Source organism: Bradyrhizobium septentrionale (genome assembly GCF_011516645.4).
GTDB classification, from domain to species: domain Bacteria; phylum Pseudomonadota; class Alphaproteobacteria; order Rhizobiales; family Xanthobacteraceae; genus Bradyrhizobium; species Bradyrhizobium septentrionale.
The window spans coordinates 4,452,898-4,478,607 of sequence record NZ_CP088285.1 but is presented as its reverse complement, the minus strand read 5'-3'; the positions used below and the strand labels follow the sequence as shown (position 1 = coordinate 4,478,607).

At 58.7% G+C, this 25,710-nt stretch carries 27 protein-coding genes, 1 tRNA gene and 1 pseudogene; 17 read left to right on the top strand and 12 right to left on the bottom strand.

Annotated elements, in window-relative coordinates; genetic code table 11:
- Positions 1-31 precede the first annotated feature (31 nt).
- A complete protein-coding gene (locus tag HAP48_RS23125) occupies positions 32-310 on the bottom strand; it encodes a hypothetical protein (protein ID WP_156929124.1) in 279 nt (92 codons plus the stop codon).
- 719 nt (positions 311-1,029) lie between these two features.
- Here HAP48_RS23125 and HAP48_RS23120 point away from each other — a divergent pair.
- Positions 1,030-1,266 (top strand): hypothetical protein, encoded by a 237-nt coding sequence (locus tag HAP48_RS23120; protein ID WP_156929123.1) that lies wholly within the window; start codon positions 1,030-1,032, stop codon positions 1,264-1,266.
- Between the two features lie 9 nt (positions 1,267-1,275).
- Positions 1,276-1,725, top strand: a complete 450-nt coding sequence (locus tag HAP48_RS50780; protein WP_029085181.1) for a hypothetical protein — start codon at positions 1,276-1,278, stop codon at positions 1,723-1,725.
- Between the two features lie 217 nt (positions 1,726-1,942).
- On the opposite strand, the pseudogene HAP48_RS23110 reads toward HAP48_RS50780, so the two are convergent.
- A pseudogene (locus HAP48_RS23110) lies at positions 1,943-2,465 on the bottom strand (transposase); the annotation flags it as partial.
- A gap of 1,776 nt (positions 2,466-4,241) precedes the next feature.
- Positions 4,242-4,568: a hypothetical protein gene (locus HAP48_RS23105; protein WP_165128001.1), complete on the bottom strand. Its 327-nt coding sequence runs from the start codon at positions 4,566-4,568 to the stop codon at positions 4,242-4,244.
- 444 nt (positions 4,569-5,012) lie between these two features.
- Between HAP48_RS23105 and HAP48_RS23100 the strand changes: the two genes are divergently transcribed.
- The 4 genes from HAP48_RS23100 to tnpC (HAP48_RS23080) all read left to right on the top strand — a co-directional run bounded on the left by HAP48_RS23100 (position 5,013) and on the right by tnpC (HAP48_RS23080) (position 8,139).
- Positions 5,013-5,237, top strand: a complete 225-nt coding sequence (locus HAP48_RS23100; RefSeq protein WP_035977990.1) for a hypothetical protein — start codon at positions 5,013-5,015, stop codon at positions 5,235-5,237.
- 442 nt (positions 5,238-5,679) lie between these two features.
- The gene (tnpA, locus tag HAP48_RS23090; RefSeq protein ID WP_166202956.1) at positions 5,680-6,075 is read left to right on the top strand and encodes an IS66-like element accessory protein TnpA; all 396 of its coding nucleotides are present in this window, start codon (positions 5,680-5,682) and stop codon (positions 6,073-6,075) included.
- On the top strand, positions 6,072-6,419 hold the full coding sequence (gene tnpB / locus HAP48_RS23085) for an IS66 family insertion sequence element accessory protein TnpB (RefSeq protein ID WP_063676425.1): 348 nt from the start codon (positions 6,072-6,074) through the stop codon (positions 6,417-6,419). The genes tnpA (HAP48_RS23090) and tnpB (HAP48_RS23085) overlap by 4 nt, the downstream gene beginning before the upstream one ends.
- Before the next feature lie 46 nt (positions 6,420-6,465).
- Positions 6,466-8,139, top strand: coding sequence for an IS66 family transposase (tnpC, locus tag HAP48_RS23080; RefSeq protein ID WP_166205228.1), 1,674 nt, complete (start codon positions 6,466-6,468; stop codon positions 8,137-8,139).
- Between the two features lie 54 nt (positions 8,140-8,193).
- Here tnpC (HAP48_RS23080) and HAP48_RS23075 read toward each other — a convergent pair whose 3' ends face one another.
- Entirely contained in the window at positions 8,194-8,685 is a 492-nt protein-coding gene (locus HAP48_RS23075) for a protein-S-isoprenylcysteine O-methyltransferase (protein WP_166209552.1), read from the bottom strand.
- A gap of 476 nt (positions 8,686-9,161) precedes the next feature.
- Between HAP48_RS23075 and HAP48_RS23070 the strand changes: the two genes are divergently transcribed.
- Both HAP48_RS23070 and HAP48_RS23065 read left to right on the top strand, forming a co-directional pair.
- A complete protein-coding gene (locus HAP48_RS23070) occupies positions 9,162-9,467 on the top strand; it encodes a hypothetical protein (protein ID WP_156928950.1) in 306 nt (101 codons plus the stop codon).
- Between the two features lie 831 nt (positions 9,468-10,298).
- Positions 10,299-11,501, top strand: a complete 1,203-nt coding sequence (locus tag HAP48_RS23065) for an alpha/beta hydrolase (protein ID WP_051346685.1) — start codon at positions 10,299-10,301, stop codon at positions 11,499-11,501.
- 226 nt (positions 11,502-11,727) lie between these two features.
- On the opposite strand, the gene HAP48_RS23060 is transcribed toward HAP48_RS23065, so the two are convergent.
- Both HAP48_RS23060 and HAP48_RS23055 read right to left on the bottom strand, forming a co-directional pair.
- A complete protein-coding gene (locus HAP48_RS23060) occupies positions 11,728-11,949 on the bottom strand; it encodes a hypothetical protein (protein WP_176399229.1) in 222 nt (73 codons plus the stop codon).
- Positions 11,950-12,508: 559 nt separating this feature from the next.
- A complete protein-coding gene (locus HAP48_RS23055) occupies positions 12,509-12,937 on the bottom strand; it encodes a hypothetical protein (protein ID WP_166209555.1) in 429 nt (142 codons plus the stop codon).
- A 132-nt stretch (positions 12,938-13,069) separates the two neighbouring features.
- On the opposite strand from HAP48_RS23055, the gene tnpA (HAP48_RS50065) reads away from it, so the two are divergent.
- The 3 genes from tnpA (HAP48_RS50065) to tnpC (HAP48_RS23040) all read left to right on the top strand — a co-directional run bounded on the left by tnpA (HAP48_RS50065) (position 13,070) and on the right by tnpC (HAP48_RS23040) (position 15,501).
- The gene (tnpA, locus tag HAP48_RS50065; protein ID WP_166202958.1) at positions 13,070-13,471 is read left to right on the top strand and encodes an IS66-like element accessory protein TnpA; all 402 of its coding nucleotides are present in this window, start codon (positions 13,070-13,072) and stop codon (positions 13,469-13,471) included.
- Complete coding sequence (gene tnpB, locus HAP48_RS23045) at positions 13,468-13,818, top strand: IS66 family insertion sequence element accessory protein TnpB (RefSeq protein WP_166202960.1); 351 nt, start codon at positions 13,468-13,470, stop codon at positions 13,816-13,818. The genes tnpA (HAP48_RS50065) and tnpB (HAP48_RS23045) overlap by 4 nt, the downstream gene beginning before the upstream one ends.
- 99 nt (positions 13,819-13,917) lie before the next feature.
- The gene (gene tnpC, locus HAP48_RS23040) at positions 13,918-15,501 is read left to right on the top strand and encodes an IS66 family transposase (RefSeq protein ID WP_166215215.1); all 1,584 of its coding nucleotides are present in this window, start codon (positions 13,918-13,920) and stop codon (positions 15,499-15,501) included.
- Here tnpC (HAP48_RS23040) and HAP48_RS23035 read toward each other — a convergent pair whose 3' ends face one another.
- The 3 genes from HAP48_RS23035 to HAP48_RS23025 all read right to left on the bottom strand — a co-directional run bounded on the left by HAP48_RS23035 (position 15,502) and on the right by HAP48_RS23025 (position 17,770).
- Positions 15,502-15,939 (bottom strand): hypothetical protein, encoded by a 438-nt coding sequence (locus HAP48_RS23035; RefSeq protein WP_166202962.1) that lies wholly within the window; start codon positions 15,937-15,939, stop codon positions 15,502-15,504. It abuts the gene before it with no gap.
- 212 nt (positions 15,940-16,151) lie between these two features.
- A complete protein-coding gene (locus HAP48_RS23030; protein ID WP_029084377.1) occupies positions 16,152-16,649 on the bottom strand; it encodes a hypothetical protein in 498 nt (165 codons plus the stop codon).
- Positions 16,646-17,770 carry a Fic family protein gene (locus HAP48_RS23025; RefSeq protein ID WP_029084378.1) on the bottom strand — a complete coding sequence of 375 codons (1,125 nt, stop codon included), beginning with the start codon at positions 17,768-17,770 and terminating at the stop codon, positions 16,646-16,648. The genes HAP48_RS23030 and HAP48_RS23025 overlap by 4 nt, the downstream gene beginning before the upstream one ends.
- Before the next feature lie 174 nt (positions 17,771-17,944).
- Here HAP48_RS23025 and HAP48_RS23020 point away from each other — a divergent pair, with 174 nt between their 5' ends.
- Genes HAP48_RS23020 through HAP48_RS23005 form a run of 4 tightly spaced genes read left to right on the top strand, consistent with a single transcriptional unit; the run spans position 17,945 to position 21,665 of the window.
- Positions 17,945-18,496, top strand: coding sequence for a hypothetical protein (locus HAP48_RS23020; RefSeq protein WP_210292674.1), 552 nt, complete (start codon positions 17,945-17,947; stop codon positions 18,494-18,496).
- Entirely contained in the window at positions 18,493-19,875 is a 1,383-nt protein-coding gene (locus HAP48_RS23015) for a 7-cyano-7-deazaguanine synthase (protein WP_166209561.1), read from the top strand. Before HAP48_RS23020 ends, HAP48_RS23015 begins: the two co-directional genes overlap by 4 nt.
- On the top strand, positions 19,859-21,040 hold the full coding sequence (locus HAP48_RS23010) for a helix-turn-helix domain-containing protein (RefSeq protein WP_029084381.1): 1,182 nt from the start codon (positions 19,859-19,861) through the stop codon (positions 21,038-21,040). The genes HAP48_RS23015 and HAP48_RS23010 overlap by 17 nt, the downstream gene beginning before the upstream one ends.
- Complete coding sequence (locus HAP48_RS23005; protein WP_051346686.1) at positions 21,018-21,665, top strand: PIN domain-containing protein; 648 nt, start codon at positions 21,018-21,020, stop codon at positions 21,663-21,665. Before HAP48_RS23010 ends, HAP48_RS23005 begins: the two co-directional genes overlap by 23 nt.
- Before the next feature lie 76 nt (positions 21,666-21,741).
- Here the strand turns inward: HAP48_RS23005 and HAP48_RS50775 are convergent, their stop codons facing one another.
- From HAP48_RS50775 to HAP48_RS22995, 3 genes are all read right to left on the bottom strand, one after another.
- Positions 21,742-21,924, bottom strand: a complete 183-nt coding sequence (locus HAP48_RS50775; protein WP_029084382.1) for a helix-turn-helix domain-containing protein — start codon at positions 21,922-21,924, stop codon at positions 21,742-21,744.
- Positions 21,925-22,110: 186 nt separating this feature from the next.
- Positions 22,111-22,266: a hypothetical protein gene (locus tag HAP48_RS23000; RefSeq protein WP_166209567.1), complete on the bottom strand. Its 156-nt coding sequence runs from the start codon at positions 22,264-22,266 to the stop codon at positions 22,111-22,113.
- 49 nt (positions 22,267-22,315) lie between these two features.
- Positions 22,316-22,390 (bottom strand) — tRNA-Glu (locus HAP48_RS22995).
- 508 nt (positions 22,391-22,898) lie between these two features.
- Between HAP48_RS22995 and HAP48_RS22990 the strand changes: the two genes are divergently transcribed.
- Together HAP48_RS22990 and HAP48_RS22985 are read left to right on the top strand one after the other, a co-directional pair.
- The gene (locus HAP48_RS22990; RefSeq protein WP_166209570.1) at positions 22,899-23,351 is read left to right on the top strand and encodes a (2Fe-2S)-binding protein; all 453 of its coding nucleotides are present in this window, start codon (positions 22,899-22,901) and stop codon (positions 23,349-23,351) included.
- A gap of 1 nt (position 23,352) precedes the next feature.
- Positions 23,353-25,671, top strand: a complete 2,319-nt coding sequence (locus tag HAP48_RS22985; RefSeq protein ID WP_166209573.1) for a xanthine dehydrogenase family protein molybdopterin-binding subunit — start codon at positions 23,353-23,355, stop codon at positions 25,669-25,671.
- Positions 25,672-25,710: the final 39 nt, after the last annotated feature.

Below are 25,710 nucleotides of genomic sequence, written 5' to 3'. Positions count from 1 at the left end.
AACGTCATTCCAGCCAAATTACGATTCCAGATCAGTCGCCTGGAAGCTTCTTAACGGGCGACGAAATAGTCGGACTGATTTCGTCATCGTGCACGATGAGAAGCTCGCCGGGCTTCACGCCAAGTCTTCGCAACTGCTCCTCTTCGATTGGGCAGTTGAGCATTGCGGCCTTTGCGCCGCATTCCGCGATGGTCATCCTCACCACTTCCGCCGGATCGGCGACGGCCCCCACGCAAGTTATGTGCCTGAATTCTTCGTCATCGTCACTATCTTCCTTGAAGAAAGCCGCTGTCACTATCCAACCATCCATCTTGTTGAGCTCCGTGGGGCCCTGAGCTGCCGAACCTCTGAAGATCCCGAGGCATCGGACACCGCGGCTGAACACGAGGACGGCCACCTCATTGCATGAATATTACGACCGCGGCGATGGCGAGCGAGGTTAGTCCCATCAAAATGACGTATGCGATGTACGGAAGGTCGCCACGCACTACACAGCTCCAGCACTTGACGGAGCGTGCACTCCGAGACGCGGCACACCAGCACAAGCCGGCGCGCAGCGTTCCGCACCCTGACACGGCAACCCCGAGCCCTACACCTACTTGTCGGCATAGGTGCCAACCTGACGGCGAAGCCATTAGACGTTAGCACGCGCTCAACCTGCGGAGTATCTCGTTGACGCTTCGCGGGGAGAAGGTCCGTCCTCCCGCAACCAAATCCCAATAGGGTCGGGCTGGAAGCCAGCTATTCAATTGAACCACCATTTGGTGCAGCATCCTTAGATTGTACGGGCGCAATGGCACCTCTCAATCAGACGAGCGAGCATGAAGTTCCGAGTGCCCGAGGTTGTTATAGGTTGCTTGCTCACGGTCGCCGCTTTCGCGGTGGGAATGGCCTTCCTACTCGGTTGCAAACTATGGGACGCTCCCTGCCGTCATCGAAGCTATGCAAGTAAGCCTGAGCGTGCACGCAGAGCCGCCAGTTCCGGTCAACTACGACCACAACCATCCCCCTGCGAGCTCTGCTGTCCTCATGCCTGGCGAGCCCCGCAATGATCTGGATGACGGGCTTGCGTGGAATGATGTGGAGCTTGACGACTACGAAGGTGACCGCCCCGATTTCGGCGACATGCATCTGTTCTTCTTCGGGTATCGCGGCACGTTCACAAGCGGCCACACCCCCGAGCGTGCTGGCGATACGATGAGCGAACACGCCGGCTCGTCGAGTTTAACGGTGGCTGCGAGTACAACAGTCAAGCCTGATGAGTAAGGAAGCGGGATGACAAAGCACGGTTCGATCATTGAAGAGTTGCAGCGAGAGCGAGCGAACATTGATCAGCTTTTGGCAGATCTTGAGGTCGCCAAGTCCGCGTCCATGCGGTGGGCGGCTCCGAGGCCGTTGACACAGCCGAATATGTGGATGGCCTCAGGCAAGCCTCGAACGCGCTCAACAAAGCAATTGCGGACTAAAGAACATGGATACCTGAAGTTAGTTATCCACGACGGCCGGGCCGCCGTCACGCAAGATGTGCCGGTATCCTTGATTAGTCATCCACTTGGTCCGGGCGAGATACGTCTCATACGCTCGGCGGGCACGCTGCGGCTCGCGTTTAGGATTGATGCGCAATACGATCTCCGCTACCTCTCGCTAGTCTGCGCACTCTGCGTCCGCTTCCAGCATGCGCATGTAGGTGACGGCGTGCTCCCGGTCATAAGGGTCAAGGTCTGATCGCTCGGGGCGATATCCCGTGGCGGTCTTTGCATCGGATGCAACTTCGGTTTGTCACAACCTAGAGCGTGATGACTTTAGTTTTGGCCATATCCGGCGTCGGCGAAGTAATTGGCACATTCGGCCGGTGAGAGGGGACCGAGGATCAGAGCGATAGCATCGTAGACGGCCTCGGTAGTTCGCTCATGCGCACGTTGGCGAGTCAATTGCGGGGGGTGCACGCTGAGGTCTTTGGCCCTGGCACTACATCGCCCCCCGCAAACCGATCCTGAACATTGCCCGGGTGCACGATGGTGCTCAGCAAATTTCCTTGTGTATCGGTGACGATGTGGCGCTTGCGACCTTTGATCTTCTTGCCCGCATCAAAGCCGCGCGACCCTCCGCTCTCGGTCGTCTTGACCGATGATCGCCACCGTTGGTTGCGGCTCCCGTCCAGCAAGCCTACGCGCGATTTCAACCGGGGCTTCATTGATCAATCCAACGCCCCGCGGTCGCGCAGGCCATAAAAATAGTACCGCACCGTCGTGAAGGGAGGAAAATCCTTCGGCAGTAGCGCCCTTTGGCATCCCGTCGTCGCAATGTAATGTACTGGATCGCATCCCATACCGATCGCATGCAGGTCGTGCGCGGTCGCCCGACCTTGCTCGGCCTTGGATCAACAGCTCGAGCAAGTCCCATTCCGCATCCGTACAATCGCTTGCATAGCGCAGTTCTCGTCTGTCATGCTGACAGCGGGTGATTTTTGGCCCAAGTCACCTGCTTCTCCGATGGCTTCGAACACCTCGAAAACGCACAACCTGCTGAAATCACCCAACTTTAATTTCCGGTCGGCCTCTTAGCTGTTGCTGGTCGGGATAACAATGACGCACGTCGTGCCGTAAGGCTGTGTGCAGTTGGTGTAGGCGGGAACAAGAACACCATAGCGATGCGCAGATTATTCTGGCGGGTAAACCGTGCGACCGCGTGACGATCCATCGACGGTGCTCCGTGCCCTACGGTTCCTCGATCCCACCGTACGTTTGAATGAAGTGATACGTCGTAAGCTTGTAGTCTTGCGTTCTCGCCTCTGCAATGTTGGCAAGGCGACTACCGGAGGGAAACGTTAGGCGAGCGCTGATATTGAAGTGAGGGTATTTGCCATTGGATACTCGGGTGTAGTTCAGCCGCAACCTCTACATCGGACTCTGCAATGTGCCTACCGCCCCAAATCTCGATGATGTCCCTTAAAGGGTAAGTACGGCGCAACATCCTCTTGGTTGGCATTTGCGCGTCCAGCCATTGATAAGCAATCCTGACAAAGTCGTCATGTTCGTGTCGAACGTTCGCGTGTCGATATTTAACGCGCTTTTTGGCGTTCGCAATTTCGATGGCGGTGAGTATAGTTGAAAGCTTCTCCAACATGGGCCGTTATATGTTGTTCCTAACCTTCTTGTGAGATTAGTTCCACGGTTGTCTGAAGTGCTCCCAAGTCTGGTAGTTGCTCATTCATGGCGATGGTCGTTTGAGGTTTCACGAAGTATCCAGGCGGTATCCGTAGCCGTTCTTTGCTTATGTCACCTCAAGCCAGCCCCCTCCACGCCTTGCATCCTTCACCGCCGCAACCACCCTGCTGGGCAGCTCCGCGTTCTGCCGTCAGCCGATCCTAGACCGCACCGCACTGCCTCCACTACTCATCGGTGATACCGGAGTCATGCGGATAGCGAAGACGTAAGCTCCCCTCCATACTTTATCCAGGTCAGGATTTTGTCATCCCTCCTGGGGAGAGCCAACGTCGCCCGCATGCATTTCAAGCGGGCGGCGTTGGGCTGTTTTGTACTTGCTCGCTGCGCGGACGGACATCATTTTGCTGCGCGGCGCGACTATACAACTTCCAACAGGCACACGTGGAGTGTGATCGGTCTCATGTTGCCGTCCAAGAGGACGCGCACCCTTGTCCTGGTCACACCAAGAGCGACGATGAGGCCGCTCCGCCCTTTCAGCTTTGGACCAGCCGAGTACGCTACTATTACGCGAGACCCAACGGTCATCGCATCATTGGCACGCGAAAACTGGATCGGTTCAACAGGGCGGTCGGCCCTTGGAAATCTCTCCGCTAGACAGCGTCGCCCCCCTTCCCGCCCTCCAGCACCGGCTGATCGGTCGTTCTCCTTGCGGATTTGAACCATTTCGCTGGCAATCCCAGCACATAGCCGCGCCGTCTGAGATCCTAACAAGTTTTGTTCAGCGCCGCCGCGATGACTTCCTCTGGAGTTTGCTTCTTTACCAAATGCCAGAAGATCTCGTCCTGCTCGCGTGTCCAGCCTTCGAAGGTTTCGCTCATCACCAAATAATCAGGTCATTGAAAAAATGGGTTGCTACGATGCCTGCGAACCTGGTGATTCTAGGTTCGCAGGCAATCCCGACAAAGAGAGCGGCGCCTATATGGTTCGGCCGCGCGGTGAAGTCTTCCGTTCCGCCCCCATAGCCCACAAAGCCGAACGTGGCTGCGTGACTCCTAAAGCCACATCCAGTCTGCGTTATTGGCGAATGAAGGCGCCGCCGAGGCCGATAGTCTCGGCATCGAAATTAGCGAGCCCACCGAAGCTCTTCAGACGTTTGAATTCCTGGTTTTCGGCGGTCAAGGATAAGGCGACATAGCCAGTGTCATCGTCCAGACCGGTTAGAACCGCTACCGTGGTTGGGCCAGTGCTGTTCTTGAAGTGGTAGTGGCCGGTCGCAGGATAGTTATGGCCATTATAGCTGATCGAAGCAGCAGCGATCTGGCCGTTCGAATCGTTAGCCTGTGAAATTACAAGCTTCGCTCCGATGTTGTCGTTCACATACGTCCCCTGAAGTCTGGACATGATTCTGCTCCCTTACGAGTGACGGTATCGCGCAATGAGTCTGCGAGATGAGGCACTATCGCCAAAACCGAACTGCGACGCACCTACCAGGATTGAGCGTCTCCTAGGCTATGAAGATTTACCGGGCCTTATTTTGGCGATATGAGCAGCCTCAGTCTGGCCTTTTGACAAACTGAAGGAGAAAGCTGTCAAGGCGGTCGCCCAGTCTATTGATAGCTGTGAGATATCCTTCATGGAGTTTTCATTGAGTCTCAACTTTTCCCGCCCTTCCCCTGTTCCTGAAGTCTCAGCGCGAAGCTCTCGCCGCCCTGCGAATCGCCTTCAGCGGGAGAGCGCCGCGATGACGTAGGCACCGCTACTTATTTGCGCGCGTGCGTACGTCGATTTCAATGCGCGGCCCTTCAGTTTTCAGCTAAAAAGGAACCTTGGCTAGGGAGGGCGACAATGCCGATCAATCGGCTATTGAAGGGTGGCAAGATTAGTCCCGAAGAGGTTGAAAGACTCAACCGCGCCTTCACGTTCAGCCTAAAGTCGCTACACCTTGTTGATCGCAATGACCCTGTTTCCGACATTGTGGCTCGCAAGGTAATCGAGATCGACAAGTCGGGTGCTCACGATCCGCACGAGATCGCGGCGCGTGTTGCGAAGGAATTTGGCATTCCGGAGTAAGGCTGCCTTGACGGACAAGTTCTTCCTTAAGGGCCACCGTATCGCCCTTCACGAGGAATGAGCGCACTTGCCCATCCTTCATGTAGCCGAGCACAAACACCTAACCTTCCAACGGCTACGGCGCAATTAACGCTGTATCAAAGCTGGCGCTCGTGCGGTCGTTTCTCTGCCGGATGTGACAAAAACGACACGGAGCGATTACTTTACGTGGCGTTGGATATTGGACGGGCGAGACCGATCTCGTACAGCCAGCTCAGAACAGCCTCGGTATAATGCGTCCGGTCCGCGCCATATACTCGCGATACTCGTCGCCGAACGTTTCCAGCATCATCTGTTCTTCTCTGGCAACCCGGCCGAAAAACAATGTCCCAAATCCGATCAAGCGTATCCGTCCGAGGGCGGCCGTCTTGCGAGTTTTTCCGATCTGTAGCTGACTGTCCTTATGGACGGACATAAGGACAGTGCGGTGCTGAGCCGCATGGATTTGGTGGAGACCGGTCGGCGGCGACGCTGGACGCGTGCGGAGAAGCTCAGAATCGTAGAGGAGAGCTTCTCGGGGCCACGACTGGTGTCGGCGACGGCTCGCCGGTATGGGATATCACGTCAGCTTCTGCTGAGCTGGCGCAAGGCTTGGACCTGTCATGATCCGGCCGAAGAGGATTCGATCGGCCCGACATTCGTCCCTGCGATAGTTGCGGCAAGTACGCCGCCAACGACGGAAGCTGTCGAGACAGGTCAGATCGAAATCGTGAGCCCTCAGGGGCTGCGCGTGGTCTTCGGCCCCGGTGCGGATATCGAGGCGGTCGTTCGAATTGCTCGGGGCCTGGCGCGCCGATGATCCCGATCCCGACGGGCGTGCGGGTGTGGCTGGCGACGGGCCATACCGACATGCGGTGCGGCTTTCCGAGCCTGGCTCTGCGCGTGCAGGAAGTGCTCAAGCGCGACGCCATGGGCGGCGGTCTTTTCTGCTTCCGGGGCAAACGCGGTGATCTATTGAAGGTCATTTGGCACGATGGCCAGGGCGCCTGCTTGTTCACCAAAAGACTCGAGAGAGGCAGGTTCATCTGGCCATCGGTTGCTGGTGAATCGGTAACGATCTCTCCGGCGCAGTTGAGCTATCTGTTGTCCGGGATCGATTGGCGCAACCCTCAAGAAACCCAGCGTCCGACGCGGGTCGGATAGTCGTTTTACGGTTTGAATCTGCTGCTCGATCTGATTCAATGGCTCCATGATATCGAAGCCGGATGATCTTCCATCGGACCTTGTCAGTGCCCTGGCGGCGCTGCAGGCCGAGCGTGAGGCGCGACAGAAAGCCGAGGCGAAGGCCGCCAACTGGCAGGCGCAAGCCGCGAATGCGCAGGCGAAACTGTCGGATACCGAGGCGCTGATCGCTCATCTCGAGTTGCGCATCGAGAAGCTGAAACGCGAACTGCACGGGCAGCGATCCGAGCGCTCGGCACGGCTGCTCGAGCAGTTGGAGTTGGAGCTCGAAGAACTCGTCACCACGGCGAGCGAGGATGAGCTTGCCGCACAGGCCGCAGCGGCGAAGACGCAGAACGTCCGCCCCTTCATGCGCAAGCGGCCGGTGCGCAAGCCATGGCCTGACGATATCGAACGCGAGCGCGTCGTCATTGAGACTCCAACGACCTGCGCCTGCTGCGGTGGATCGCGGCTGGCGAAGATCGGTGAGGATGTGACCAAGACGCTGGAGGAGATCCCGCGCCGCTTCAAGCTGATCGAGACGGTACGCGAGAAGTTCACCTGCCGCGATTGCGAGAAGATCAGCCAGCCGCCCGCGCCGTTCCATGCCACGCCGCGCGGCTTCATCGGCCCACAATTGCTGGCGACGATCCTGTTCGACAAGTTCGGCATGCATATCCCGCTCAACCGCCAGAGTGCGCGCTTTAAGGCCGAGGGGATCGACCTGCCGTTGTCGACGCTGGCCGACCAGGTCGGCCACGGGACCTTCGCCGTCATGCCGCTCTTCCACTTGATCGAACGCCACGTGCTCGCTGCCGAGCGCCTTCATGGCGACGACACCACCATCCGTATTCTGGCGAAGGGCAAGTGCACGACCGGGCGGATCTGGACTTATGTGCGGGATGACCGGCCGTTCGCCGGGCCTGCGCCGCCGGCAGCGGTCTATTACGCCTCGAGCGACCGACGAGGCGAGCATCCACAGAGACATCTGGCCGCCTTCGCCGGCATCTTGCAGGCGGATTGCTACAGCGGCTTCGAGCCGCTGTTCGACCCGCAGAAGAAGGCGCTGCCGATTACGCCGGCGTTTTGCGTGGCCCATGCGCGGCGGGGCTTCTTCGAGCTGGCTGATATCGAGAAAAATGCTCGGGAAGGCAAGAAAGGCAAACCGGTCTCCCCGATCGCGCTGGAGGCTGTCAGACGCCTCGATACGTTGTTCGAGATCGAGCGCGCCATCAACGGCCGCGGTGCCGGCGAGCGGCGTGCCGCTCGCCAGGAACAGAGTAAGTCACTTCTCGAGGACATGCATGCCTGGCTGCTCCGCGAGCGCGAAACCCTCTCGCGTTCCTCCGAGGTCCTGAAGCCGATTAACTACATGCTCAGGCGCTGGGACGGCTTCGCCCGCTTCCTCGACGACGGCAGGATCTGCTTGACCAACAATTGCGCTGAGCGCGCATTGAGAGGCATCGCCTTGGGAAGGCGCAACTGGACCTTCGCCGGCAGCCAACGCGGCGCCGACCGTGCCGCCATCATGCTGACGATGATCACGACCTGTCGCCTCAACGACGTCGATCCCAAGGCCTGGCTCGCCGACGTCCTGGCCCGTATCGCCGATCATCCCGCATCGCGTCTGCACGAGCTCTTGCCCTGGGAATGGAAGCTCCTGCGCCAGGCCGACAAGCCAGCCAATCAGCAGGCCGCCTGACCTTCACCCTTCACCCAATGCCATCATAGACCTCGCCGTGCCCGCGCGCATGCGTCAATCAGGCGGCCTCCGTCGTATGCGTACGATCAAGCCAGCGAAACCGGCTACCAAATTCGGCATAAGCAATGCCTGAGCGACAGCCCAAAGCCAGAATGCGGAATACATGGGGTGCCGACTTTCTCGATAAATCCCGTCTGTGATCAGGCGATGGTTTTCCCGCACGTCGAGACTTAACGACCAATTCCGACCAAGAGCTCGATGGGTTAGCCGAAACATGATCAGCGCCGCAACCGCCAGGAAAACGCCCAGCCACGCTTGAGCTGGCCGGAAGGCGTACGATGCGAAGTGAGGTATGGCGGTTACAATGTAGATGAATGGCACAATACCAAGACCCGTAAGCGATATCAGCAGCAGGGTGTTTTCGCGAAGACCTCGGGCGCTCGTCGCGACCTTTTCACGGCGAGCACGACGCGTGTATTTGTAGCGGACGAGATACCAACCGACCGCCATCATCACAAACACGAATTTGGCAATGCCAGGTGTCACCGTGTGCCGAGCGCTTGTTTCGCTCGCGCGCCATCTTTGCCGACCATCGAAACGGCGCCATCCTTAGCGAACGTCTGAGATTTGATCTGGAGAGGTCCAGAGAGGGATCATACAAGGGTTGCCGGTCGTTTCCACTGATTAATTGGCAGCACGTCCGGCGGTATCCAAGGCTGGTGCGTCGCCGCGTTCGTTCGCTCTCTTTGGGGCGAATAGCACAAAGCAGAGGATGGTTATGAGAGCATTGGTCGAGCTCTTGCTCGAGTTTTCTCAAATAGCACCCGTTGAGAAAGACATCTACGAAGACGCTCTTTGTTAGCTTCCCTGGATCCAGCTAAAAGTCCGCGATCGACAGGATTGCGAGCGCCGGACCGGTTGCCATGACAAAACTATTTCTATTTCGCCCGCGGCGAAGCCACCATGGCTCTTCGGTCTACGGTCGCCAGCACTCGCGGGAGTAACTGCGACGCTATGAAAGCATGACCGTCAGCCGTGAGGTGAATGAAGTCAAAAGCATAATACTGAGAAGGAATCTCTTCGTCATACACGATGCTTTTGATGGCGCGATCACACAGCCGCCGCTCCATCGCCGCGACATTGGCCGCCCGCTGCTCCTTCGTAACAAAAAAGCGCCTATCATTGCCTCCAGGCTGCAAGATTACGATGTCGGTTCCCGTTGGAACGGCGTTATCAATGCGCTTGAGCATACCAGCCGTGGTATCGAAGGGAACGCCGGCATTGACGACGGTCGCGTTGACGCCCTTCGCTCTCGGCAGGGCTTCTAACTTAGCTGGGTAAGCGTCTTGCTCTCCAACGTATCAACCTTGCGTGTTGCTTGCGCCGACCGCTACGATATGAATCGGCTTTGTGAAGGCGGCACACACGGTTGCCAGCATGCATATGGCTATAGCCAATGAGAATTGTCTAAACGTCGTCAATGACTGCCTCCCCGGCCCGAATTGCTAAAGAGAAACAACACGGACACCGGGCCCAACAGAGACGTAACCCAAAGCATCAAATGCTATATCAAACCCCACCTTCCAACTGTCTTTTGGGCGTCGTGCTAAGAATTGGTCGCTCGGGCCGCAGGTAAAACTGAGTTCGAAAGACTCGGGTGTTTTCGTGGGCGCGCAACAGCGGGGGCCGATTGCCCTTATCTTTCGTATCACCATGGTATGCAGCGCCGGGCTTTTGTCGATGTTAAAGTGGTTGCCGTTTACATCCCGAACATCGCAACCGAAATTCCGGGCGTCGCCTGAGCCCGCCGCTCAAAAGCGAGCTGCTTGCAAAAAGGAGCGTCAGGACGGCGCATCCAGTGCCGCGCTGTAACGCGCTTTCCATTTCAGGACGCCTCGTCCACTTCCAGTCGCATTAAATCAACTTGTAAATCGTAACAATGGCCTCCGAAGTGGCCTAGGGCCTGTCCTGTGCGCTTTTTTGACCAAGGCTAATATCAATGAGTGCCACCTCGCAGCTGGAGTGGTAATTTAACCATCGTCCATATCAGGCTCACCACGGATCCCGATCAACGTCGCAGCGGTTCTGGAGTAAAGTGTATATACGTTTCGCTTTTCCAGAATGAGCGGCAACCTTCAATGCAGACTTCGAGTTGTTAAATGATTCAACGACGGCACGTCTTCCACATCGGCGGCTACGATCCAATCACCCCAAAAGAGCAGGTTGATCGCTTACGCCGCTCGCTGTCGAGCTTCGATAAGATTTGGGGCGCTTCTTCACGGCTGTCGGAAATCTCGAACACATCTGCAATCAATGCCTCGTGTAACTTGGAGGCATGGGGGCCGAACTGGAAAACTTACGTCACCTTCGAAATACTGCGCTGGGATGATCTCATTCGATGCGATTCGGGAGTCGGGCTCGTGCCTCGTCTCGTTCAGTCCGTGAAAGCCCTATTCGACTTCATCGTAACGGGAACATTATTTAAATATGCTATCGCAAGCTGGAAATATGCCCTCTTCTTCATCTTTCCGTATTGCTGTTTACTGTTGATCGCATTTTGCAGCGCTGGGTTATCATATCTGGTGATCAGGTTCATACGCCCAACATTTTGGGTAGAAGAATTACTGCTTGGAATTCTTCTATCGCTTGCCATCTTCGTCATCTCGATGCTCTGGATTGGACCAAAGCGTCGGATAAACCACATTCTCGACGATGCCATTTTCTCCCTTCAATTTCTTCACGGGCAAAAACGCGAACTTGACAGGCGGCTCAGCGATTTTGCGGAGCTGATATCAAAAGCAGCTCGGGCCGCAGAAGTTGATGAAATTCTGATTGTAGGCCATTCCCTTGGCGCTGCGCTCTCAATAGCGGCGGTAGCGCGCGCGCTAAAATTGGATCCTCTGCTCGAAACGCGCGGACCAAAGCTATGCATTCTTACAGTGGGCGCCACTATCCCTAAATTGTCGTTGCATCCGATGGGCGGCCAAATACGGGAAGCGGCGCAACTTGTGGCCGGAACGGCTGCCATCGACTGGGTCGAATACCAAGCACGAGATGACGCGATCAGCTTCTATCGTTTCGACCCTGTCACTCTGAAACGTATCAGTCGAGACCATTCAGGAGTCCATCCAAAGATTCGGCGCGTCCAAATACACTCAATGGTAAGCCCTATCCGCTTCCGACGCCATCGGTTCAACTTTATGCAGATCCATTATCAGTTTCTAATGGGAAATGATCAGCGCTCGGCTTACGATTATTGCATGATTACTTGCGGACCGCTCGACTTCAACGTTGCGACTTCACCGTCTGGAGCAGTTGGGCTATTCGGGGCAAACGGTTCTCTGATGACGACCCGAACTTGATAAGTAGCCTCTTCGCTCTAGTTCCGCTCCAGGATGGAAATCGTCAAATGCCCAAACGCCATCTCGAGGAGCGCGCGTCATGGCAAAAGCTGCCGCCCAGCCAGCCGCAAACGAGCCGGATCAAGAACGACCTCCTTGTGCTGGTTCGACAGCGATCCGAAGGATGCCGCCCCGTAACAGGTCGCGCCGACGAATGTTCGCCGAAAGTCTTGATCGGCTACGCCGCTCATGCATGAATCCCTTCCTTTCCACTTAATTGGCTGATCAGCGGCCGGTCAGGAATCTCGCTCCAAAACTGTACTTGGTCGCTATCAGGAGAACCGACGCCCTCGGCTGCCGCCTGCACGCCAATCAAGGCTAAACGTTCTCCTTGGGGATCGCTTTTCCTTCGCCGCAGTCGGGAAACCGACAGCCAGGGCATAGGGTACTGGAAACTCTGGATTGACACCTGTTACAAGTCCGAACGCCTTCTTCCCAATGCGTGCGGGCAGATCTGGATCGATAGGGCGGAGGGCAATATCCGGGTCGGGCGTCGGCCAATTTCCGGGCGGTCGAACGAATGGAGGTCCGATGGGCACGCCCGGTGCCACCGGCACGAAGTATCCTTCTGGATCGCAACCGTCCTCGATCGCCGCAGCCTTGAATACATCAATGACATGGCCGGCGGTTACTGCGTAGGTTTTCCCTCGAAGAAAATGAAAGTGACGGTGGCCGTTGGGTCGTCGACCTCCGGCACAAAGCCGCGCAGAAAGAAGTCCTGGGCTTTTGCGCGAGCAATCGTTGCGCAATGCTGCCCTGAGCTCTGTAATTCATCTGCGAAAGCGAAGACTGGTGTTGGCGATGTGTCGTTAGATTTAGACATAGAATGGCTCACGATATGCAGAGTCGGGCAGCTGGCACAGTAAGGCCGCAAGCTTGGCTGGCGGCAGAACTGGGGCTTATGCTTCAAATCGCCATATGGCGAGCAATGGTACGGAGCGTTCTGACATTTTGGACTTACCGGCTTGCTATGGAGGCCACCCTCCCTTGGTAGCTGAGGGCGCTATCAATTGATGTGAAACCACTTCGACGACGCGAACCGACGGGAAGAGATATTCCCAGACTGGCGATGCTGTCGAAGCGTCGCTCCAATATCCCTCGCAACACGATTGAACCAGTTCTTCTGACCAGTCGGGAAAACGATTAAACTTCCCCGGGTATTTCTCCTTAAGCAGCGCCATCTGCATGTCGCCGATCCAGGCGAGGTCATGGATTACAACTCCTTCAGGATCGACCCGGTAGATATATTTGGCATTGACGATGCCGCACCGACTGAAGTCTTTATCTGGCCGGCAATAGACAAACCCGCGTCTTGGCTGAAGGTGTATTGGCCGATATTTTTCCAGTGGCCCCTCGAATTCGTCGGGCAGCTTTTCCTTGCCGTTCGCGACGATCAATTGATCGTGAGCGTCATGCGGAGACCACGCGCTGAGGGTTGATCTGGTCGGCTAGGAAGATCTCGCGGAATGGTTTGTCGCGAGGTCACAATGTCAAAGGATAGTCGTAAGGATAGCGATAAGGATAGGCATATGCCTATCCTCGAACACGGCGCCGACACGCTGCAGCGTGTCGAGATCATCACCGGGACGGGCCGACGTCGGCGCTGGTCGACCGATGCGAAGGCGGCGATTGTTGCGGAGAGTTTTGCGCCGGGTGCAAGCGTGTCCGCAGTGGCGCGGCGACACGACATCAGTCCAAGCCTGTTGTTTCTCTGGCGTCGCCAGGCTACGCGGGCGCAGGTCGCGGAGCGCGGGGACAGAGGCATGCCACCTGGCTTTGTGCCGGTCGCGATCACCGGCTGTGGGCGCCCGAGTGAGGAGCAGGCGGCGATCGAGATCGAGGTCGGCGCGATTCGCATCCGTGTCAGGGGGACAGTCGACCGGGAGGCACTGTGCGAGGTGCTGGCGGCGGTCGGGACGGTTGGTCGATGATCGGGCTTCGAGCTGGGTTGTCGATCTGGATTGCGACGCAGCCGGTCGATTTCCGCCGCGGCATGGACTCGCTGGCGATGCTGGTGAGCGAGGCCTTTGGAGCCGATCCGTTCGACGGCGGACTTTATGTCTTCCGCTCCAAGCGCCGAGATCGCGTGAAGATCCTGACTTGGGATGGAAGCGGCCTTGTCCTTTACTACAAAAGAATCGAGGGGCAGTTCACCTGGCCGCCGATCAAGGAAGGCGTCATGTCGCTATCTCATGCTCAGCTCTCGGTGCTGCTCGATGGCTCGGACTGGAAGCGTGTGCCGATGCGAGTTGTGGATCAGCCGATGCGAGCTGGTTGATCATTATCAAGAGTCGTTCGTCACTCATGCGGAGTTGTTGTAGAATCGCTCTGCATGAGTGATTTGCCTTCCGATCCAGCATTGCTCCGACAAGCCGTGATGACGCTATCGTCACGGCTTGCGGCGTTGTCGGAGGAATGCAGCACGCTGGCGACCGAGCGTGATGCAGCGATCGCCCAACGCGACGCTGCGATCCAGGAGAACGACAAGCTCCTGATGATCCTGTCCCAGTACAAGCGCACGATCTTCGGTCCGCGCTCCGAGACACTGGATATCGGACAGCTGTCTCTCTTCACCATCAGGGCACAGGCGGTTCGTGCCGCCGCCAACGACGACGTGACCGGAGGCAGGCTGCCTGACGGAGCGGAGGGCCGTGGAAAGCGACCGGCGCGACGCAACCGGGGGAAGCTTCCGGAGCATTTGCCGCGCATCGATGTCGTGATCGATATCGAGAGCCACATCTGCCCTTGCTGCGGCGAGCAGCTGCACAAGATCGGGGAGACCGTCAAGGAAGCCTTCGACGTCATTCCGATGCAGTACCGGGTCAAGCGCATCATGCGTCCACGGTACGGCTGCCGGGGATGCCGCCAGGGTGTTCTGCAGGCACCCGCGCCGGCCCAGGCGATCGACGGTGGAATGGTGACGGAAGCCTTGCTGGCCCACGTCGCGGTGATGAAATACGGCTACCAGCTGCCGCTGTATCGCCAGGAACAGATGTTTGCCGCCCAAGGCATCACGCTCGACCGGCAAACGCTGGCCTCGTGGATGGGCCGCGTCGCCTGGTGGCTGAAGCCGCTTCACGCGCTGTTGCGCCGCGCAGTGATGTCCTACCCGCGGCTGTTTGCCGACGAGACGCCGCTGCCAGTTCTCGATCCCGGCCGTGGCAGAACCAAAGTCTGCCAGTTCTGGGCGATCGCCACCGACGACCGCCCGTGGGGCGGCCCGGCGCCGCCGGCAGTAGTCTACGTGTTCGCCGAGGATCGCAAGGCAATCCGCGCCAGGCAGCTGTTTGGAGACTACGACGGCATCCTGCAGGTCGACGGCTACGCCGGGTACAAGGGGCTGATTAAAAACGGCGGCCGTCTGGTACAACTGGCGTTCTGCTTCGCGCATGCGCGGCGGAAGTTCTGGGACGTCCACATCGCGACGAAATCGCCGATTGCCGCGGAAGCGCTGCAGCGGATCGCGATGTTCTACGCCATTGAGGATCGCATTCGCGGTTTGCCGGCGACGCAGCGAGCTGCGGTGCGACAATCCGACACCAGACCGCTGATCGAGGACTTCAAGCCCTGGCTCGAGGCGCGACTGCTGGAAGTCTCGAAGAAATCCGGCCTTGGCAAGGCGATCCGCTACACCCTCAACCATTGGGATGGCCTGACGCGATTCATCGATGATGGGCGCATCGAGATCGACAGCAATACGGTCGAACGCAGCATCAAGCCGATCGGGCTGGGAAAGAAAAACTATCTGTTCGCAGGCAGTGAGGGCGGCGCCGAAACCTGGGCCACTCTCGCATCACTCATCAACTCCGCAAAGCTTCACGACATCGACCCACGGCACTATTTTACTGATGTTCTCGAGCGCATCGTCTCCGGACGTACCAAGATCAATCAGCTGAACACGCTGCTGCCGTGGAATTGGAAAGCCGAGCGCGATGGTTCGGAGCCAAAGCTCGCCGCTTGATCAGTTCGACGGCACGGCGTCGGGAACTTCCTGCGCATCGCTGGCGTCGTCGTAGATCTCTTCGCGGATCACGCGCAGCGTTACCTCGTGCAGATACACTTGCAGCGCACCCTCCAGCTCGGTGAACTCGGGCAGCAGGACTCGATCAACGAAGCCCCGTGACGCACGGACCATCACCGTGTTACGTCGCTGTCGGCGATAACGAAACGGCCGCAGCCCATATCGGCGGCAAAGCGCCAGAAACAGGTGCCGAGACCACTGGTCGGGAAGTGAGAATTGCTGTTCGATCGGTGGATCGTGGCGAGCAAGTTCCTCGACCCGGGCCCGCACCCGCTGCAGCGCGGCTTCCGCTGCAAGGCGCTCACCAGCAGTTCCGGCCCCCACGAACAACGCCTCGATCTTCCGAAGCTTCTCGCGCAGCTGCGACTCGCTGGTCATTCTGATCCCCGTTGCCCGCTCCGAACCGGGATCAACCCATCACCGCGCGCCGGCGGCGTCAATCATCCCGACCGCGCTATCCAGAGCATTCCGCGCAAGTCAAGCCCAGGCACCCGTGATCCTCTCGTGACGCTCACAATTGATCGGGCGCATAAATATCCCCGGACATGTGAAAATACGAAATCGGTGGAGGTCTTGTCACGCGAGGTTCCTCAGTCGAGAGTATTGAGCTCGGCAGCTGCATTCCGAACTTTATCAGTGACGTCAAGCACGCCATCCATCTTCCAAACATCGTCCCTCAGCAGAAATTTCCAGCTATTTGTATGAACAACGTGATCTGACGCATGTCTCACGACTGAAACGGGTATAAGAGCTGCGCGCACGACCTGAAAAGTTTGATCCACGAGAAGCCCCGCCAGAAAATCGAACGGACCCTTATCTAGATTTCGGATTGCGCTGAGTTGGCGCGACCGATTGTGCGGGGTGATGCGGCGAGCCTTGATCTGATAACGCACTCCGAGTGCATCAGTCGCGTCGTGCCCGGATGCGGAATTTCCCTCGCGCGCCCAGTCATAGGCATTGCAAAACAACAATTCGGCATAGTCGCTGAGTGGATTGTTGGAACTGCGAACGATCTTCCGATCCCGCAATTCATCAAGGATCGACGCATAGTCGGACAGAAGCTGTGCAACCGTGCGTTTCGTGGTCATGACATCTCTGTCGGTTGGGTATCTGTTAGCGAATAGCTAGTACTGCGGCCGCCCCCCTCGTCTTTCGTAAGGATGCCGCGATCGACCAACTCGCTGATGTCGCGTAATGCCGTGTCGGCCGAACACTTTTCGATCTTGGCATATTTGGACGATGTCAGCTTGCCCTCGAATCCGTCGAGGAGGCGGTTGAGAATATCGCGCTGACGTTTGTTGAGCGGCGCTTGTGCGTATCTCTTCCAAAACTCCGCTTTGTGGAAGACATTTGCCAGAACCGCTTCAGCGCCGTCGAACGCCCGATCCAGGCATGCGAGAAACCATTCAAGCCACTGGGTGACATCGAGGTCACCTTTCTGCGTGGCTTCGAGCATGTCGTAATAGGTATTCCGCTCCATACGGATCTGCGCCGACATGCTGTAGAATCGCTGCGGACTATCCTCCGATCGCGCGAGCGACATGTCGGCAATCGCGCGTGCAATCCGCCCATTGCCGTCGTCGAACGGATGGATGGTCACAAACCACAGATGGGCAAGCGCGGCCTTGATAACCGGGTCGAGTTTGTCGTCAGCATTGTACCAGGCGAGAAAGGCCTTCATGTCATGATCGATCCGGTCAGCGCCGGGGGCTTCGTAATGGACCTTCTCGCGACCATACGGGCCGGAGAGGACCTGCATGGGACCGGATGCCTCGTCTCGCCATGCGCCGACTTTGATTTTGCTTAAGCCACTGCGCCCGGTCGGAAAGAGCGCCCCGTGCCAGCCGAATAATCGCTCGTCGGTGAGCGGTTCTTTGAATCGCTGCGTGGCATCGAGCATCATCTCGACGACGCCGTCGACGTTGCGGTCGGCTTGCGGGAGCGCGCCGGCGTCCATCCCCAGGCGCCGGGCGATGGACGACCGGACTTGATCCTTGTCTAGAATCTCGCCTTCAATCTCACTGGATTTAAGAACGTCCTCGGTCAGTGTTTTCAAGACCGCCTCTTCCCGTAACGGGAAACCAAGCGCCTGCATGCGGCCGATTAGCCGTCCTTGCCGGTGACGTACTGCGGCCAGTTGCTGAGCGAGGGCCTCGTGATTCCATCGGAAGTCGGGCCAATCTGAACGTTCATAGATGTATTTCGGCATTCTCCGCACCTCTTGCGGTGATTATGGGGATCATTCGCCGCATCCGCAAGATTATTCTCCGCAATTATAGCGGCGAATAGGGGGCACAATCTCCGTATTTGACATTGTTGGATTTTTTATATTATATTTTTGACATGAATCGCTATGAGTGATGGTCCGTACAAAAGTTTGAACATGACGCCCGCCTGGAAGAAGTTTGCGGAATGGGCGCACAAAGACGCATTCGAGCCTGATCAGATCGCCGGGCGTGTCGTCCCTGCACTGGAAGAGACGTGGCGTGATGAAGGCTGCGGCGAGGTCGCCCGCGCCATCCGCGCGATCCTGGGTGATGCCCAGCAGACCGACATGTTCGGACAGAATAAATCAGTCGAACTCGAAGCTGCGCGACGGGATCTCTCGGCCGGATACCCAATGCGACGCTTGGTCGTCGATCACGTCATACAATCCGTTTCGAATGGAAAGCTCGGCATCGACGCGGTTAACGACGGTGTCGAGAACGCATTGCGCGACCGCGCGGCGCGGGGGCCGCGGCAAGTGGAAGAACATTATCTGCGCAAGCAAAGCCCCGAAACGACGGCGACCCGCGTCAGAAATCGCATGGAGGAGGCGGTCGCGAGCGCTCCGATCGCGGGCCTCGCCCGCCGCTTGTCGGGATTGGACGCTGCTGCCGCCCAGCCGCACTTGATCAAGCAGCAAGGAATTGACGACGGTGTGAGGCTGCCATGAACGATGACGAACTGCCCGCAATTCAAGTGGACGTGCACGAAGAGGGCGGACGCGCGCGCGCAGGCCGGATTCCCTGCGAGATCGGAAGCAATCTCATTTTCAAGACGCATAATCTTGCCGCATATTTCTTCGCAAAATGGGAGCCGGTCGTATTCGACCTGATGCTGCTCGCGGCATCCGTTGAATTCTGTGACCGCGTACGGCGCCGCCCGGCCTTGGGATGGGGACGCGCTTTTGAGCTGCGCCTGCCCGTGCATGATCCCGATGTCTGGAACCAAAAGAACGTATCCGACACTCTGCATGATGCGCTCGAACTCCTGACCGGAGATCAGTGGAAAGTCACCTTCATAAAGCGTAGGAAGCCCGCCCTCGAACCGGCACAGGAACTATTCTATCTCGATACCGGAGCCGAGGCGGTCATTCCGTTCAGCGATGGACTCGATTCCCGCGCGGTCGGCGCGCTGATGGCGGAAGAATACGGCAGCCGGCTGGTGCGTGTCCGCCTCGGATCAAAGAAGAAAGACCACCCAAAAGACTCGTTTGGACGAAAGCAGCCTTTCATGACGTTGCCGTACCAGGTGAAGCCCGGCGCATCTCATTTTATCGAATCGACCGCCCGGTCGCGTGGCTTCAAATTTGCTGTGCTGAGCGGATCGGCCGCGTATTTTGCCAAAGCCGGCAAGGTCATCGTTCCGGAGAGTGGACAGGGAGCGCTCGGCCCAACGCTCGTGCCCGTCGGTCAGGCTTATGAGGATTACCGCAACCATCCCCGGTTCATGAAGTACATGACGGCGTTTTTTAAAGCACTTCTCGGCTGTGACATCGCGTTCGTATTCCCGCGCCTGTGGTTTACCAAAGGAGAGACGCTCAAAGCTTACATGGCGCTGAGCGGCGGGAAAAACGTCGAGTGGTCGAAAACGAGATCGTGCTGGCAGGATAACCGCCATGTGTCGGTCAACAATCACCGGCGCCAATGCGGTATTTGCGCCGCCTGCATGCTGCGCCGCCTGAGCGTTCATGCAGCTGATCTTGAGGAGCCCGCCGATACGTATGTCTGGGAAAATCTCTCTGCACCGACCTTCGATGCAGGAGTCGCTAAAGGCTTCGACAAGAAGACCCGTGCTCAAAAGCAATATGCAATCGCAGGCACGTTGCATCTCGATCACCTCGCGTATTTAAAGCAGTCGCGTGCGGCAGAACGGCCGCTCAACCTCGCGGCCTTTCAGCTCGCACGCGCCCTCGGTGAGTCGGAAGCAGCCATCCGTATAAAACTGGACCGGCTGCTCTCCCAACACGAAAAAGAATGGAAAACCTATATGAATTCACTAGGACCGCAGTCGTTTGTTGTTCAGTGGGCCGACAATGACCAGTCTGCTTGATACCATGCCGCCGACGGAAGTCGGTGAGCGGCTGCGCGAGGCGCGTGAAAACGCAAAGTTCACCCAGGCTGAGGCGGCGGAAGCGGCTGATCTCTCAAGAACGACTCTTATCTCGATCGAGCAAGGCCAGAGGAAAGTCCGTATCGACGAACTGCGCAGGCTTACCAATTTCTATAAGCTGTCCATCAACGAGCTTATGCGGCAGGAAGCGGTTCAAGCAAATCTTACTCCGAAATTTCGCAAGCTGTTCCAACAAGAGGACGATGCGGTCGAAACGGCTGTCAAGAAGCTGGAAGGCTTAGCCAAGGCCGAGACCGAGCTCGAACGGCTTCTAGGAGTCCAGCATTTTCGAAATTATCCGCCTGAGCGCCCTATTCTCCCGGGGGACGTGCGAGCCCAAGCCGAACAGGACGCTCTCGATTTGCGGCAGCGACTCGGTCTGGGATTGAGTCCGATCTCTGACATTGTAACGCTGCTGGAGCTTGAACTCGGCGTCCGTGTCTATATCCGTCGCATCGATGGCGGAATTTCCGGTCTGTTCGCCTACGACGAAGCGCTCGGCGCCTGCATTCTTCTCAACGGCAATCACCCGCGCGATCGCCGCGCCCAAACGGCAGCCCACGAACTGGGGCATTTGGTTTCGACGCGGCGGGAGCCGGAGGTTCTGGAGGAGGGCGTCACTGAAAACTCCCGTGAGGAGCGTTACGCCAACACCTTCGGCAGAGCCTTCATGACCCCTGCCCGTGCGGTCATGCAAAAATTCAAGGAGATTACCGTCGGATCGGAAAAACTGACCCGACGGCATGTCATCGTGCTCGCACATTTCTTCGGCGTATCACGTGAAGCGATCGTCAGGCGGTTGGAAGAACTCAAGCTGGCGAAGTCCGGGACGTGGGATTGGTTTCAGGCGAACGGGAGCATTAGCGATCAGCAGGCCGCCCAGGTATTGGGGGATCTTTCAGGTCCCGACCTTCATAAAGTGGATGCGGACAGGCCGACGACGCTGCGGCTCGGGCTCCTCGCCGGCGAAGCCTGGCGCCGCGGGATACTGAGCGAAGGCCAACTCGCCCGTATGCTCCATCTGGACCGTGTCGAGCTGCGGCGCATGTTTGATGGCCTTGAAATAGAAGGGAGCGAAGCCGATGGGGCTCTCATGCCTGATTGACCCCACGGCGCCGGTTGTTATCGATGCGAGTACCGTGATCAATCTGAATGCCACGGCCTGCGGGCCACGCATTTTGAAGGCGATTCCGAATCCTTTCATCATTACGGATGTTGCGCAGGGAGAACTCCTCGAAGACCGCCGTAATGGTCGTAATGACGGGCAACTGGTCGCCGAGCTTGTCGCGGCAGGTCTTATCTCCGTTGCAAAACTCGACGATCTCACCGAGTTCCATTTCGAGGATCTGGTGATCGGACGGGGCGAGGCAACCCTCGACGACGGCGAAGCCGCGACAATCGCTTACGGCGTCGAGAAAGGAGCGATCACCTTGATCGACGAGCGGAAAGCTACGCGAATCTGCGGTGAACGGTATCCGCGCCTGACCGTTGGAAATTCTTTTGATGTCCTCACCCATCCCGCCGTGCTGACGGCATTGGGTAACGGCGCCACCGCCGATGCCGTCTTCAACGCGCTCCGGTTTGCCCGGATGCGGGTCCCGCCCTCTTTGTTGCAATGGGTGGTCGAGCTAATCGGAGCAGAACGCGCGGCAATGTGTGAAAGTCTTCCGCGCGAATATAGAGCAACAGACGGCACAGTGGTGGGCGGACGAGCTCGACCGGCTAAGTGAACAGGGTCGTGCTATCAAAATGAGCGCCTGAGGAAAAGCGCGTTCAAAGTGGGTGCTCCCTTCAGTCGCACGACCATTAGTTCGACATGCTGGTGTCAAGGAGCGCCAGAAGTGAGCGCACCACTACTAGTCGCCGACGTCCTATCGTTGTCGTGACGATACGCCCAGTTCCGATCAACTCGTAAAGCTTCGTGCGTCCCAAGCCGGTCACTTCGCATGCATCGTCAATCGTGCAGGTGAGCCGCTGGGCGAATGGCATCGTGCTCCGTTCTGCGGCTTTCGGGGCGGATAGACTGACTTGCGACTGTTGTCCGCCAGTTTTCTCTCGTCGATTGTATCTCACGTGGACCTCCTATTCGCAGAAAGCTCGACGGGACAAGAGTTGATTGTGCGACGAACAACGTCAATGCGAACAGCCGAGGGCGCTCGCGTACGACAGCGCACGTCAGCGGCGGTTTGAATATTTCCGGATATCAAGGAGCGACGCGAAAATTTTTCGCGAATGCGCCAGCCACGGTGAGGCATCGCGCCGAGGCCATTTGGCAAATGTCGGCAGCAAATTCCGCAAGCGTTCGCCGCTGATCACCAGCGTCTTATTCAACCATTATTCAACGAACTCGGCTAATGGCTACCTAAGTGCCTGAGTTTGCTGGCGCTCCCTAGGGGAATCGAACCCCTGTTTCAGCCTTGAGAGGGCCGCGTCCTAACCGCTAGACGAAGGGAGCGTTGAAGGGAAAGGCAATAGCCTTGAAATCGGCCTGCCGCAAGATGGCTTGTGCATTGCGGTGGGGATTTTGTCGGCCATACTTGACGCGCCGGGCCTCTGTTCGGCGCGGAAGCAGCCCCAAACCGCCCTGCCATGAGGGACCCCGGCGCGGCTCGCCTGCGCGGACCCAGCGATGCGGCCGCGCCGATCGCATGACGGCCACCTCCGGATGTCATACCTGCATCGTGCACGGCCCTGCTTTCGCCAAACGGAAATGCAAAACACTTGCCTGTGAAGTCACGCGGCGCCCGGCTCTGCTAACATCGCAGCCATTCACCACGCTGCGCGCCCGGCAAGGCGCTCGAGAAGCAAGAGGAGTGCTTGGAACACAGCGCAAATCCTTGGCGCACGGCAATTTGGTTCACCAACATCTTGGCAAAACAAACATCATCGCGGCCGCAGGCCATGGAAGACGTTCCGCCCTCGCGCCGCATCGGTCAATAGCTTAAGCAGAGCGAGGACAGACCATGATCAAGCTAAAAATCAACGGCCAGGAACAGAATTGGGATGGCGACCCCGACCTTTCGCTACTCTGGTATCTCCGTGACGAAGCCGGCCTCACCGGCACCAAGTTCGGCTGCGGCCAGGCGCTGTGCGGCGCCTGCACCGTGATCGTCGACAAGGAGGCGGTGCGCGCCTGCATCACCTCGGTGTCCGACGTCGTCGGCCGCGAGGTCACCACCATCGAGGGGCTGCACCCGACCGGCGATCATCCGGTGCAGAAGGCATGGCGCCAGGTCAATGTTCCGCAGTGCGGCTTCTGCCAGGCCGGCCAGATCATGCAGGCCGCAGCGCTGCTGGACCAGAATCCGAAGCCCAACCACGACCAGATTCGCGAAGCCATGGCGGGCAATATCTGCCGCTGCGGCTGCTACCAGCGGATCGAGAATGCCGTGCACCTCGCATCGACGGGGGTGTGACATGAACATTCGCACCAATCCAGGCAAGCTTCGCGGCTTCGAGAAGCACGTGAAGGTCGAGAACGTTTCGCGCCGCAGCATCCTCAAGGGGCTCGGCATCGCCGGCTCGTTCGTGCTCGCCGCACCCGTGATGACGCGCCAGGCGTTCGCCGCCTATGAGACCGGCGCCGGCAAGATGCCGCACGGCGTCGTGGTCGACCCGCGCGTGTTCGTCGCGATCGCGCCCGACGGCATCGTCACCATCGTAGCGCACCGCTCCGAGATGGGCACCGGCGTCCGCACCAGCCTGCCCCTGATCGTCGCCGAGGAGATGGAGGCCGACTGGTCGCGCGTCCATGTCCAGCAGGCGCATGGCGACGAGGTCAAGTTCGGCAACCAGGACACCGACGGGTCGCGCAGCACGCGGCACTATCTGATCCCGATGCGCCAGATCGGCGCCTCGGCGCGCTCGATGCTGGAAGCCGCCGCCGCCAAGAAATGGGGCGTGCCGGTGACCGAGGTGAAGGCGCAAAACCACGAGGTCGTCCACAGCGCGAGCGGGCGCAAGATCGGCTTCGGCGAGCTCGCGGCCGACGCCGCCAAGCAGTCGGTGCCGAGCATTGAAGGCCTCAAGCTGAAGGATCCGAAGGACTTCCGCTATCTCGGCAAGGGCCAGGTCTCGATCGTCGACCTGCACGACATCACCACCGGTAAGGCGCATTACGGCGCCGATATCCGGTTGCCCGGCCTGAAATACGCGGTCATCGCCCGTCCGCCGGTCACCGGCGGCAAGCTCAAATCGTTCGACGACAGCGCGGCGATGAAGATCCCCGGCGTCGAGAAGGTGATGGAGGTCAAGGGCTGGCCGTGGCCGTCCAAGTTCCAGCCGCTCGGCGGCGTGGCTGTGATCGCGCGCAACACCGGCGCCGCGATCAAGGGCCGCGACCAGCTGAAAATCGTCTGGGATGACGGCGCCAATGCCAAGTACGACTCCGTCACCTATCGTGCGTCACTCGAAGAGGCCGCGCGAAAACCCGGCCTCGTGGTGCGCAAGGAGGGCGATGTCGATGCGGCCCTGAAGAGCGCCGACAAGGTGATAACCGGCGAATATTATCTGCCGCATCTCGCCCATGTCAGCATGGAGCCGCCGGTCGCGGTTGCCGACGTCAAGGGCGACAAGGCCCAGATCTGGGCGCCGGTGCAGAGCCCCGGCGGCACCCGCGAGGACGTCGCCAAGACGCTCGGCATCCCCGAGGACAATGTCACCGTCAACGTGACGCTGCTCGGCGGCGGCTTCGGCCGCAAGTCGAAATGCGACTTCGCGCTCGAGGCGGCCCTGCTGTCGAAGGAACTCGGCGCGCCGGTCAAGGTGCAATGGACCCGTGAGGACGACGTCCACAACGGTTTCCTGCACACGGTCTCGGTCGAACGCATCGAGGCTGGCCTCGACAAGAGCGGCAAGGTGACTGCGTGGCGGCACCGCAGCGTGGCGCCGACCATCGCCTCGACCTTCGCCGCCGGCGCCAATCACGAGGCGGCGTTCGAGCTCGGGATGGGGCTGGTCGACATGCCGTTCGAGATCGCCAACATCCAGTGCGAGAACCCGGAAGCCGCCGCGTTCACGCGCATCGGCTGGTTCCGCTCGGTCTCCAACATCCCGCGCGCCTTCGCGGTGCAATCCATGGTGGCGGAGATCGCGCAGGCGACGGGGCGCGACCCGAAGGACATGCTGCTAGAGCTGATCGGAAGTCCGCGGATCGTCAAACTCGATTCGGTGAAGGACCTCTGGAACTACGGCGAGCCCTATGAGAGCTACCCGATCGACACCGCGCGGCTGCGCAAGGTGGTCGAACTGGTCGCGGAAAAGGGCGAGTGGGGCCGCAGTGTGCCGAAAGGCCACGGCCTCGGCATCGCCGTGCACCGCTCCTTCGTCAGCTACATCGCGACCATCGTTGAGGTGGCGATCGACGACAAGGGCAAGTTCACGGTGCCGCGGGTCGATACCGCGATCGATTGCGGCACTTACGTCAACCCGGAGCGGATCCACTCGCAGATCGAAGGCGCTGCGATCATGGGGCTGAGCCTCGCCAAATACGGCGAGATCAGCTTCAAGGACGGCAAGGTGCAGCAGAGCAATTTCGACGACTTCCCGGTGATCCGGATGGACGAGTCGCCTGCGATCACCAATGTCCACATCGTGCCGCCCGGTCCGGACACCCCGCCGAGCGGCGTCGGCGAGCCCGGCGTGCCGCCGTTTGCACCGGCATTGATCAACGCGATCTTCGCCGCGACCGGAAAGCGCATCCGCGCCCTTCCGATCGGCAAGCAGCTTGAGACCTGAGGAACGTTAGGCAAGACGGGAAGTTCTCATCGATCTGAC